Here is an 11,084-nt window from a genome sequence, read left to right on the forward strand (position 1 = left end):
GCGGGCCATGCGTGCCCTCGTCACCGGCGGAGCCGGGTTCATCGGTTCCAACCTCGTCGACGCCCTGCTGGATGCGGGCGACGAGGTCGTCGTGCTGGACGACCTGTCGTCCGGCAAGGAGTCGAACCTGTCCGCTGCTCTGTCACGGGGCGCTTCTTTGGAAGTCGGCGACATCCGCGATGGCGCGTTCGTGTCGTCGGTGGTTTCGAAGGCGTCTCCGGACGTGGTGTTCCATCTGGCCGCGCAGATCGACGTGCGGGTGTCGGTGGAACGGCCGGATTTCGATGCGCGCACGAACGTCGAGGGCACGGTCAACGTCCTGGAGGCCTCTCGTGCGGCCGGCGTCGGTCGGTTCGTGTTCGCGTCCACCGGTGGCGCGATCTACGGCGAGACGGAGCACGTGCCGACGCCCGAGACGCACGTCGCGCAGCCGATGGCGGGCTACGGCACCTCGAAGCTCTGCGCCGAGCAGTACCTCGGGCTGTACGAGCGCCTGCACGGCATGTCGACCGTGGCGCTGCGGTTCGGCAACGTCTACGGGCCGCGTCAGGACCCGCACGGCGAGGCCGGGGTCATCGCGATCTTCTGCGGGCGGCTGGAGAGCAAGACGGCGCCGACGGTGTTCGGCGACGGGCTGCAGACGCGCGACTACATCTACGTCGGCGACCTGGTCGAGGCGATCGTGGCCGCGGGCCGCTCCTCCGTGGGCGGGGCGATCAACATCGGGACCGCGGAGGAAACGAACATCCTCGAGCTGATCGACGCGTTCCGCGAGGCCGCCGCTCTCGGGCCGGATGACTTCGTGCCGGAGATGAAGCCGGCGCGGGCCGGCGAGATCCAGCGCAGCTGCCTCGACGTGTCGCGCGCCCGTGAGGTGCTGGGCTGGCAGTCGTCGGTCGCGATTCGTGAGGGCGTCGCGCTGACGATCGCCGCCGAGGTGCCCGGCGCGGTGCAGCGCTCCGGAAGCTAGAGCTGTTCGGCCGCCTCTTGGCGGTCTTGATGGCGCTGGACGATCGGGGGATGCCTCGGCGAACGGTCTCGACAGGACGTCCAGGGCAAGCGGTGTTGACGGGCGGTCGGCGCGGTTTCGGCCGATGCCCCCGTCGTGCTCCGAGATGCCGCCTCTCGCCACGTCCTGCCGGTGCTGCTCGTGCTGGCGCTGTCGCTTGCCGCCCCGTTCGTGTGGGGCGGTCGCGACGACGTCGTCGTCGTGCGCGCCGCCGAGTCGATCGCCGCTACCGCGGCTTCGGTCGACGGCGCCGGGTCGGCGCGGGCGGACATCGCGTTCGCCGTCGGGTCGCCGGCCTTCGAGAGCGCCGAGTCGGTCGCGATCGCCTACTGGGGCAAGACGCCGTGCGCCGGCGACGTCGAGCTGGCGTGGACGCGCCTGACGCCGGACACGAACGCGACGGCCTCGTGGCGCAACCCGACTGACGCGTGGAACAACGTCGACGAGAACTTCGACTGCCGCATCGACCTCAACCCGCAGGTCGAGTACGACTTCGCGAAGCTCTGCACCGTGATGGCGCATGAGCTCGGGCACCTGCTCGGCAACCAGCACAGCGCCGTCGACGGCGACCTGATGTCGGCGATCTACAGCGGTCCGATCCAGCCGTGCATCGATGCGGACCCGAACCCGGCCGCCTCGTCGGACTCGTCGGACGCGGATGACGAGGTCGCCGCCGCGAAGCCGCGCAAGGCGCCGGTCGCGAAGTCGTCGTACCGCGAGATGGTCAAGCGGGTCATCGCCCGCAAGGCCGCCGAGCGCCGCGCCGCCCTGGCCGCCGCCAAGCGCTGCCTGCGCCAGTACCGCGCCGGCAAGCGGTCGACTCGCTGCGCGAAGGCGCGCAGCCGGGCCGCCGCGGCGAAGCGGGCGAAGGCTCGCACGGCGCGCAAGCTCGCCGCGAAGCGCACCGCGTTCCGCTAGGCCGCTCCGTAGACCTTCTTCAGCTGCGCCGCCACGGTCTGTGGTGAGGCGATCGCGGCGATGCGGGTGCGGTTGAGATCTCCGGCGGCTTGATGCGCACGACTGCGCTTCGCCAGCTCTCCGAGTCCTTCGTGGTCATCGACGCGCTGATCGGCGGGGACGAGGTCGCGCAGTGCGCCCTTGCTCGTCGCCGCGATCGGCAGGCCGGCGGCCATCGCCTCGGCTGCCGCGAGGCCGAAGGTCTCGCCGCTGCGGCTCGGGATCACCGCGACGCCGGCCTCGCTGCGCAGCCGGTCGAGCTCCTCGTTCGAGACTCGCCCTGCGAACGTCACGTTCCCGTCGGCGCGCCGCTCGAGCTCACCCCGAAGTGGGCCGTCGCCGGCGATGACGAGCGGCAGCCCGGCCTTGCTGCACGCGTCGATGGCGAGGTCGACGCCCTTCTCCCGCGCAAGCCTCGAGACCACGAGCGCGGGGCCGTCCGGCTTCGGCTCTCTCGGTGCGGTCGCGATGTCGCGGACGACGTGCGGGACGACGTGCGTCGTCTCGGGGAGCGGGACGCCCATCGCGCGGAGGCGCTCGGCCGCGAAGGCGCTCGGCACGATGACCTCGTCCGCGTGCTCGAGCATCTTGCGCTGATGGAGGCTGAGCGATGTCGCGTACACGACGTTCTCCGGTCCCGTTCCCCGGCAGTTGAGCCGGACACCCGGCAGCGTGTTGCGTCCGTGGCAGCGCGTGCACTCCTCGCCGTGGGTGAAGCAGACGCCGACGGCGCAGACGAGCCGGTAGTTGTGGAGGTGCAGGACGGTCCTCGCGCCGGCTCGCCGGGCCGCGGCGAGCGCTCGCCAGCCGAAGGCGGGCAGGAGGTTGTGGGCGTGGACGACGCGCGCCCCGGTCGTCTTGACCGCCTGCGCCACGGCGTCCTCGCTCAGGCCGCCGCGCAGGAGGCCCGCGGCGGCGCGCCGGGCGCCGAGCGTCGCGCTGTCGCGCGCCATGAGCTGCGCCTCTTCGTCGAGAAGCTCTCGCGCGAGCCACACGAGGTCCTCGACGACGCGTTCCTCGCCGCCCGTGGTCCGGTAGCGGTTGTGGAGGAAGAGGATCACAGCGCAGACGTTGCTTTCGCCGGAGCGCCGCGGTTAGCATGCGCCGCACCCCGCCGGCACGGCTGCTCGCGGAAGATCTGTAACAAGTGAGGGAACACTGCTGATCTCGGTCCAGCGCCGGCCCTACGGCGCCCAACGCAATTGGGACAGGATGTTCGCGGTTCTCGCGATCGTCGTGTCCGTCGCCCTTGTCGCATGGGCTCAGGCGACGCGCACGAGCGTCCCCCCGACGCCCGTCTTCGCGACGTCCGATTCGAGCAACGCCCCGGCCACCTCGGAGGTTCCCGCGTGCGCGAGCTTCGGTGCCGCTCCGCTGGGCAAGGCGCCGCGCGTCTGCAGCACGCGTTCGGCGACGTTGCACCTGGCCGCGCAGGCGGTCGGCCTCCGCGTCGGTGCCCTCAGCGGGACGGTCGACCGCTCCTTCGTGCGGGGCTCGCGGCTCAGCGTCGTCATGCGTCTGAACCGGCCGGCTCCGTCGCCCGCTCCCTACGTGTCGCTCGGCGGCACGCGGGTCGAGCCGCATGAGGTCTCGACCAGTGGCGGCAAGACGGCGCTGCGCTTCACGTTGCCCGATGCGCTCGTCGCGACGGCGGCGAAGGCGGCGACGATCGACCTCGCGTTCCGGTCGAGCGATGAGGCCGCGCGCGACGTCGCCGTCTTCCGCCTCGCGCCGGATCGCGGCGTCGCGCGGTAGACAGGGCGACACAGGTTCCCGCCGATCAGCCGTAGGTTGATCGGGCAGTGAAGCCGTCCGTCGTCGTCCCCACCAAGCATCGCGCCCCGTACCTCGAGGTGGCGTTGCGGTCCCTTGCGCCGCAGGTCTTCGCTGCCGGCGGCGCGCTCGTCGTGGTGGATGACGGAGACGATCCCGCAACGCGCGACGTGACCGATGCTTGCGGAGCCACGTACGTGTTGAACGCCCGCACGCCGGGCCTGAACGGCGCGCGCAACACGGGTGTCGTCGGGACGACCGGCGAGTTGGTCGTGCTCGTCGACGACGACGTCTCGGTTCACTCGGGATGGCTCGCCGCGTTGCTCGACGGCGCTTCTTCGCACGCCGACGTCGATCTCTTCACCGGACCGATCCTCGCGCGCTTCGAGGGCCGGTCGCTTCGCTTCTGCGGCCGCGAGCAGCCGCCGATCACCCACTTCGATCTCGGCCCGTCGGAGATGGAGGTCGACCGCGCGTGGGGAGCGAACCTCGCGATCCGCCGCTCGGCGTTCGACCGCGTTGGGTTGTTCGACGAGGAGCACCTGACGGGAGCGGGTGACGAGGAGGAGTGGGAGCTGCGCCTGCTCGAGGACGGCGGAAGGATGCTCTACCTCCCCGGCGCCGCGCTCGATCACCGGCGATCCGGCGAGGACGCGACGATCCGCTCGCTCGCCCGAGCCGCCCGCGTCCGCGGCCGCACCGCGCGGCGCTTCGACGTCGCCGGCGGTCGCGCTCCGTCGATCGAGAAGGAGCTTCGAGTCTTCGCGGGCTGCGTGCTGCACGGCCCACGCTTCCGCTGCGCCAACGGCCCGATCCTCGCCGCCCATTCCCTCGGTCGCATCGAGGAGTTGGTCCGCCCCACCCCCGCTCGTGTCACCGAGGACTTCCTCGCCGGCTCGAGCGGAACCGTCGGAGGCCGCCGCGGCCAGCTCCGCCGAGCGTTCGACCGAGTCCTCGACTTCGCGTGGCGGCGAGGCCCTCGCCGGTCCACGCGCCGCCGCGTGCTCGTCCTCGGCATCGAACGCCCCGGCAGCCGCATGCCCGACCTCGTCGCCGAGCTCAACCGGTCGAGTCACGACATCGAGATCCGCACCGGCCCGCCCGGCAACCGAGGCAAGTTCGAGAACCTCAACGCCCTCCTCTCCGCCGCCTCTTCGCCCGACGGCTCGTCTCGCCTCGACGACGTCGACTGGCTCTTGGTCGTGGATGACGATGTCGTGGTGCCGCGCGGGTTCCTCGATCGCTTCCTCGCGATCGCCGAGCGCCACGACTTCAAGCTCGCGCAGCCGGCGCACCGCCTCGCGAGCCACGGCGCCTGGCCCGTCACCCGCCGCCGCGCCGGAAGCGTCGCGCGCGAGACGGCGTTCGTCGAGATCGGCCCGATCACGGCGTTCCACCGCGACACGTTCGACGCGCTCCTCCCGTTCCCCGACCTCCGGATGGGATGGGGACTCGACGTCCACTGGGCCGCCGTCGCGCGGGACCGCGGCTGGAAGATGGGGGTCATCGACGCGACGCCGATGCTCCACACCGTCCCGACCGCCGAGACGTACCCCCGCGACGCGGCGATCGCCGAAGCCCGAGCGTTCCTCGCCGACCGCCCGTACGTCCCGCGCGACGAGGCGAACAAGACGCTCCGGACGTTCCGATGAAGGTCGCGGTCGTCGCGGAGTTCTACCCGGGGGAGTACGACGAGGTCTTGGGCGTGTGGGCCCACCGCCAGGCGGTCGCCGCGCGTGACGCCGGCGCCGATGTCCGCGTCTTCGTCCTCCACCGGATCGTCCCGCCGAAGTCCGAGGGACTCCGCGGGATCGCGAAGCGCTTCCGCCACCCGCGACACCGAACGCTCGACGGCATCGAGGTCAGCTACGTCCCGTTCGTCTCACCACCCCGCGGCCGGTCATACGGCTCCTGGGGAGCATGGGCGGCGCCCGCGCTCCGCCGCGTCCTGGACCCCCACCAGTTCGACGTCATCCACGCCCACTACGGCGTGCCGGCGGGAGACGCGGTCCGCCGCCTCGGAGCCTCCACGCCGCTCGTCATCTCCAACCACGGCGGCGACGTGTTCTTCACCGCGGCCCACTCGAAGTGGGTCCGTCCGACCTACGCGAGCGCCCGCCTCGTGCTCGCCAACTCCAACGGCATCGCCGAAGCCTCCCGCCACCTCGGGGCCCGCGACGTCCGCGTCGTCCGGCTCGGCACCGACGTGCCCGACGAGGTCATCCGCGGCGACGGCCGCACCGTCGTCACGGTCGGCCATGTCATCGCCCGCAAACACCACGAGGACGTGATCCGAGCGCTCGCCACCCTCGACGACGTCCGCTACGAGGTCATCGGCGACGGTCCCGAACGGCCGCGCCTCGAAGCGCTCGCCCGACAGCTCGGAGTCGACGTCACCTGGCACGGCCAGCTTCCCCACGCCGAAGCGCTCCGAGTCGCCCGCCGCGGCGACGTCTTCGTGATGCCCAGCACCGACGAAGCCTTCGGCGTCGCCTACATCGAGGCGATGGCCGGAGGCCTCCCCGCGATCGGCCGAGCCGGCGAACCCGGCCCCGAGGACATCGCCTCCCTCGGCGATGGGCTGCTCCTCACGAGCGATACCGAGCTCGCCGCCACGATCACCCGCGCCCTCAACAACCGCGACGAGCTCGGCGCCGCCGCCCGCCGAACGATCCTCGAGCACTTCACCTGGGAAGCCTGCGGCCGCGCGACGGTCGCCGCCTACGAGCAGGCGGCCGATCCGCTCAATCGGTGATCTTCCAGAACGAGTCCTTGCGGCGGATCTTGCCGTCGCTGAACTCGAACAGGTCGCAGCCCCGGACCTCGATGCGATCTCCCGTTGCCTGCGTGCCACGGATCGTCCATTCCGAGACGCCGCGGTCACCGCAGGTCCAATGGCGGTCGTCGCCGTAGTGGATGTCGGGGATCCCGTCGAAGCGCGATTGGATCCCGGCCCGGACCTGGTCCTTGCCGGTCAGTCGTCGTCCGCCGGGCCCCGGCCCTCGCGGCATGTCGAACACGCAGTCGTCGGTGAAGAACGACATCACCGCGTCGACGTCGTGCGCGTTGAACGCGTCGAGGAACGCCTCCAGCGACGGGGTCACCGTCTTGCCAACCATGAACATCGCCTCCTGGTCGGGAACCCAGCCTTCCCGACCGACGCGGCGCACGCAAGCGATGAGTTCCGCGACCTCCCCGGGTCGGAGCACCATGAGCCGGATCACCGCGCAGTGCCACGCAACGCTCGACGGCGTCATCGACGCCCCGCCTGCCGAGGCCTTCCTGCCGTACCGCAGCGACGAAGGGATCCAGGCGACCATCGATCTCGCTCGGGCAGCCGACGCCCTCCTCCTCGGACGCGAGACGTGGCAGCACCTCGCTCAGGCGTGGCGATCGGAGAACGGCCCGATCGCCGACCGGCTCAACGGCATGCCGAAGTACGTCGTCACGAGAAGCGGCCGGCGGCTCTTCGACGAACCGAGCGAGCTGCTGGCGCTCGCGCTCACCGAAGCGCGCACGTTCCCGGGCGGCGCCGTGCGGCTCACCTGCGCACCCGCTCGCTCCGCGTGACCCGCGACCCCCGCCCGCAGGTGCGTCTCGTCCCGGCAACGGTGCCGTTGCTGGATGCCCTGAACGAGGACCGCGGGCTGTTCAGCCAGTTGATCGGCTCACCCGTCCCGGACGGTTGGCCGGAGTTCCCCGAGGCCATCGGCTTCACGCTGGAGCACCTGCGGACCGCACCGGAGGCCGACCGCTCCTGGTCGATGCAGTTCTTCGTGGATCACGCGACCGGGCGACTGCTCGGTTCGGGTGGCTTCGCCGCCCCGCCGGTCGAGCGCACTGTCGAGATCGGCTACGAAGTCGCCCCTGCGTTCCGGGGGCAAGGGTTCGGCGCTGCTGGCGCTCGGGCTCTGGTCGAGCGTGCAGTCGCCAGCGGCGACGTCGACCACGTCATCGCGCACACGCTGCCCGGTCCGAATCCGTCGACGGGCGTGCTCGTATCGCTGGGCTTCCGGCACGTCTCCGACCATCGTGATCCCGAGGTCGGCACGGTCTGGAGATGGACGTGGACCCGACCGGACGCCATGTAGGCCACAGGGGCGGGACCAGAGGAACCTCACCTTGCGGGCGGGCACCGGCGCGGGGGACACTCGATGGCCCACCGTCGGAGGTTCGATCATGTCCATCACTCGGCGTGCGACCGCTGGGCTCGCGGCGATCCTCGGAGCCCTGGCGCTGGCCCCCGTGGCGGCCGGCGACAGCGTCTACCACGCGTCGCACATCGCGCTGGATCCGGTCGCAAGCGCACCGTTGCGGTCCGGCTTCGTGGAGAACATCCACACCAACGGGACGCAGATCTACGCGCAGGAGCGCTACGTCCTGAACCACGCGCTTCCGAACACGACGTTCGAGGTCCATCTCGTCGCCTATCCGTTCGATCCGACGTGCACGACCGCGCCGGTCGACTTCGGCTTCGTGACGCTCACCACCAACGGCGCCGGCAACGGCGTGGCGCGGCGGACGTTCCGCGTCTCGGACGTGCCGCTGGAGCTGCGCGGCGAGATGCACGGCATCCGCTGGGAGGTCCGCAGCGGCGCGACGACGATCTACGCGACCGGATGCGAGGCGGTGACGCTCGACTGAGCTGGCGCATTACGCTGCCGTGGATGCGCATCGACGAGCTGCTCGGGTCCAGCGACGAGCCCGTCTTCTCCTTCGAGTTCTTCCCGCCGAAGAGCGAGCAGGGTGAGGTCAACCTCGCCGCCGCGCTGAAGGATCTCGTCCGCCTGGAGCCGGCCTTCGTCTCGGTGACGTACGGCGCCGGCGGCTCGACCCGCGAGAAGACGATCGAGATCGTCTCGCGCATCGAGCGCGACTTCGGCCTCGAGGCGATGGCGCACCTGACGTGCGTGAACGCGACCGTCGACGACCTGCGCACGACGCTCGACCAGATGCGCGACGCGGGCATCGACAACGTGCTCGCGCTCCGGGGCGATCCGCCGCAGGGGCAGGAGCGCTGGACGAGGACCGAGGGCGGGCTCGAGTACTCGCTCGAGCTGATCGAGCTGCTGCGCGAGCACTACGCGTTCTCGATCGGCGGCGCGGCGTTCCCCGAGACGCACATCCACGCGACCTCGCCGGAGGATGACCTGCAGTTCCTCAAGGCCAAGGTCGACGCCGGAGCGCAGTTCCTCATCACCCAGATGTTCTTCGACAACCGGTACTACTTCGAGTTCGTCGAGCGGGCTCGCGCCATCGGCATCGACGTGCCGATCATCCCGGGCGTCATGCCGATCCTCAGCCGCAGCGGCATCCGGCGGATGGCCGAGCTGTCGAAGGCGCGCCTGCCCGACGGCCTGCAGCGCGCGCTCGAGGTGCGAGACGACGACGAGGCGATCGCGGAGTTCGGCGTCTCCTACGCGACGCTGCAGTGCGCGGAGCTGCTGGCGGGCGGCGCGCCCGGCATCCACTTCATCACGCTCAACCGCTCGCCCGCCACCAGAGCGATCCTCGCCGCGCTCAAGCTCATGCGCCCGTGGGACGCCGCTCGTGCGGGGCTCGAGGAGGATTCGCTGGCGCTCGGGTAGCCGGCAACGGGTCTTCCGAGCGTCGCTCCTAAGCGCCGGCGCCCACGAATCGGCTGCGACTGCCTGATGTGCGCATCCACCCCTTACGCGCAGCATGGCTGCATGAGCTACCTCCCCATCGCAGCCCTCCTCGTCCGCGACAGCATCGCCGACGGCAGCCCGCCGAGCGCCTCCCCGCCGCGCCCCCGACCCACAGTCCAGAAGCGCCGCCGCCGGTTCCGCGAAGCTCGGTGACACCCTCCTCGACGAGCCACTTCCGCCCCTCCGCAGCTTGACCGCGGCTGGCGCTCCATGCCAGCGTTGCCGTGCTCGGTTGGCAATGGGCCCCGTGCCCGGAAGGAGGTAGGCGAACCGTGCGCAGGTCACTCGTCGTGCTAGCCACGGGCGTGGCGGTGGTGATGGCGCTCGCCCTCGGGAGCGTCGCCGGCGCGGCCAACGGCGGCCGGCCGTTCTCGATCGCGTTGAGCGGGGCTGCGGAGGTGCCCGGGCCGGGCGACCCGGACGCCACCGGTCAGGCGGACCTCGTCCTCAACCAGGGGCAGGGCGAAGTCTGCTTCGACATCAGCTGGGCGAACATCGACGGCGAGGTGTTCGCGGGCCACATCCACGTGGGTTCCGCCGAGGACGCCGGACCGATCGTCGTGACGTTGTTCACCGGCTCGTTCGCCGGCACTGACTCCGTCTCCGGATGCGTCGAGAACGTGGACCGGAAGCTGATCAAGGCGATCCGCAAGGACCCGGCCGCCTACTACGTGAACGTGCACAGCCGGCCGAACTTCCCGGGCGGCGCGGTGCGCGGTCAGCTCGTCAAGTAGTGCGAGTGCTCGTGGGGCGGCTTCGACGAGTCGAGGCCGCCCCGGGAACCGCTGGCGGGCTGGGAGATCCGCAGCGCGGTCAGTGCGACTTCAGCTTCGTCTTGCGGACGAGCTTCACCGGCTGACCGGTCTGGGGGCGGATCGTCGCCGTGACGGTGACGCCCATGGAGCCGTGGCTCTTGAGGTTCTGGCGGGCCTTGCCGTTCAGCTTGATCTTGAAGCCGACGGCGCCGGCCGGCGCGTTGTTGATCACGGCCTTGCCGACCTCCGTGCGCTTGGCGGCCTTCGCCTTCTTCAGCGTTCCCGCGAACGTCGCGACCAGCTTGATCTGCGCCCCCGCAAGGGTGTTCTGCACGGTGCCCTTGACGACGGGTCCGTGTTGGAGGGCGGCGACGATCAGGTCTGAGGCGGTCGTCTCTGTCGAAGGCTTCGGCGACGTGTCGGCGGGCGGCTGGCTCGTCTCGGTCGGGGTCGGGGCCGGCGCCGACGAGGCCACGCTTGTGGAGGTCGCCGTCGTCGTCCGGGGCGGAGCCGTCACCGGGTCGTTCTGGTCGTACAGGTAGCCGCAGAGCCGGTAGCTGCCGGAATCCGGCGCGGTGAACGTGCCGGGCACCGAGTACGAGCCGGCCGTTCCGGTCTGCGCGTCGAGCTGCTGAGCGCCGCCCGACTTCGCGGCCGCCGCGTCGGCCGCGCAGCCGGAGCCGTCCGCCCGCGCGGCGCCGACGACGCGCTGCAGGAAGACGAAGAGCTCCCAGTCGAACGGTGCGGTTCCGCTCGCCGTGTACTTCGCCGGCTGTCCGGCCACGGCCGTCCCGTCGACCGTGATGCTCATCGAGCCGTCGGCGGAGGCCGTCGCCGGAACGAGCAAGCTGATCGCGGCGACCGCGAGCCCGATCCTTCGCCTTCGGCGTGACGATGACGAACGGCGGGGAGCCTCGGTGC

General features: G+C 71.2%; 13 protein-coding genes. 10 read left to right on the forward strand and 3 right to left on the reverse strand.

Annotation, left to right across the window (positions count from 1 at the left end; translation table 11 throughout):
- The first annotated feature begins 7 nt into the window (after positions 1-7).
- On the forward strand, positions 8-970 hold the full coding sequence (locus AC1UE4_RS14930; protein WP_482918026.1) for an NAD-dependent epimerase/dehydratase family protein: 963 nt from the start codon (positions 8-10) through the stop codon (positions 968-970).
- A 135-nt stretch (positions 971-1,105) separates the two neighbouring features.
- The gene (locus AC1UE4_RS14935) at positions 1,106-1,927 is read left to right on the forward strand and encodes a matrixin family metalloprotease (protein WP_482918027.1); all 822 of its coding nucleotides are present in this window, start codon (positions 1,106-1,108) and stop codon (positions 1,925-1,927) included.
- On the opposite strand, the gene AC1UE4_RS14940 is transcribed toward AC1UE4_RS14935, so the two are convergent.
- Positions 1,924-3,027 (reverse strand): glycosyltransferase family 4 protein, encoded by a 1,104-nt coding sequence (locus AC1UE4_RS14940; protein WP_482918028.1) that lies wholly within the window; start codon positions 3,025-3,027, stop codon positions 1,924-1,926. The two genes, AC1UE4_RS14935 and AC1UE4_RS14940, sit on opposite strands and share 4 nt — an antisense overlap.
- A 151-nt stretch (positions 3,028-3,178) precedes the next feature.
- Here AC1UE4_RS14940 and AC1UE4_RS14945 point away from each other — a divergent pair, with 151 nt between their 5' ends.
- Genes AC1UE4_RS14945 through AC1UE4_RS14955 form a run of 3 tightly spaced genes read left to right on the forward strand, consistent with a single transcriptional unit; the run spans position 3,179 to position 6,494 of the window.
- Complete coding sequence (locus tag AC1UE4_RS14945) at positions 3,179-3,721, forward strand: hypothetical protein (RefSeq protein ID WP_482918029.1); 543 nt, start codon at positions 3,179-3,181, stop codon at positions 3,719-3,721.
- 47 nt (positions 3,722-3,768) lie between these two features.
- Positions 3,769-5,391 carry a glycosyltransferase family 2 protein gene (locus tag AC1UE4_RS14950; RefSeq protein WP_482918030.1) on the forward strand — a complete coding sequence of 541 codons (1,623 nt, stop codon included), beginning with the start codon at positions 3,769-3,771 and terminating at the stop codon, positions 5,389-5,391.
- Positions 5,388-6,494 (forward strand): glycosyltransferase, encoded by a 1,107-nt coding sequence (locus AC1UE4_RS14955; protein WP_482918031.1) that lies wholly within the window; start codon positions 5,388-5,390, stop codon positions 6,492-6,494. Before AC1UE4_RS14950 ends, AC1UE4_RS14955 begins: the two co-directional genes overlap by 4 nt.
- On the opposite strand, the gene AC1UE4_RS14960 is transcribed toward AC1UE4_RS14955, so the two are convergent.
- Positions 6,484-6,996 carry a nuclear transport factor 2 family protein gene (locus AC1UE4_RS14960; protein ID WP_482918032.1) on the reverse strand — a complete coding sequence of 171 codons (513 nt, stop codon included), beginning with the start codon at positions 6,994-6,996 and terminating at the stop codon, positions 6,484-6,486. The genes AC1UE4_RS14955 and AC1UE4_RS14960 overlap by 11 nt on opposite strands.
- Here AC1UE4_RS14960 and AC1UE4_RS14965 point away from each other — a divergent pair.
- From AC1UE4_RS14965 to AC1UE4_RS14985, 5 genes are all read left to right on the forward strand, one after another.
- Positions 6,950-7,309, forward strand: a complete 360-nt coding sequence (locus tag AC1UE4_RS14965) for a dihydrofolate reductase family protein (protein WP_482918033.1) — start codon at positions 6,950-6,952, stop codon at positions 7,307-7,309. The genes AC1UE4_RS14960 and AC1UE4_RS14965 overlap by 47 nt on opposite strands.
- Positions 7,306-7,830, forward strand: a complete 525-nt coding sequence (locus AC1UE4_RS14970) for a GNAT family N-acetyltransferase (RefSeq protein ID WP_482918034.1) — start codon at positions 7,306-7,308, stop codon at positions 7,828-7,830. The genes AC1UE4_RS14965 and AC1UE4_RS14970 overlap by 4 nt, the downstream gene beginning before the upstream one ends.
- Positions 7,831-7,918: 88 nt before the next feature.
- Positions 7,919-8,383, forward strand: a complete 465-nt coding sequence (locus tag AC1UE4_RS14975) for a hypothetical protein (protein WP_482918035.1) — start codon at positions 7,919-7,921, stop codon at positions 8,381-8,383.
- A gap of 23 nt (positions 8,384-8,406) precedes the next feature.
- A complete protein-coding gene (gene metF / locus AC1UE4_RS14980) occupies positions 8,407-9,327 on the forward strand; it encodes a methylenetetrahydrofolate reductase [NAD(P)H] (protein WP_482918036.1) in 921 nt (306 codons plus the stop codon).
- 353 nt (positions 9,328-9,680) lie between these two features.
- Complete coding sequence (locus AC1UE4_RS14985; RefSeq protein WP_482918037.1) at positions 9,681-10,142, forward strand: CHRD domain-containing protein; 462 nt, start codon at positions 9,681-9,683, stop codon at positions 10,140-10,142.
- Positions 10,143-10,221: 79 nt separating this feature from the next.
- On the opposite strand, the gene AC1UE4_RS14990 is transcribed toward AC1UE4_RS14985, so the two are convergent.
- Positions 10,222-10,974, reverse strand: coding sequence for a hypothetical protein (locus AC1UE4_RS14990; RefSeq protein WP_482918038.1), 753 nt, complete (start codon positions 10,972-10,974; stop codon positions 10,222-10,224).
- Positions 10,975-11,084: the final 110 nt, after the last annotated feature.

The sequence above is a fragment of the Parviterribacter kavangonensis genome (assembly GCF_056863335.1).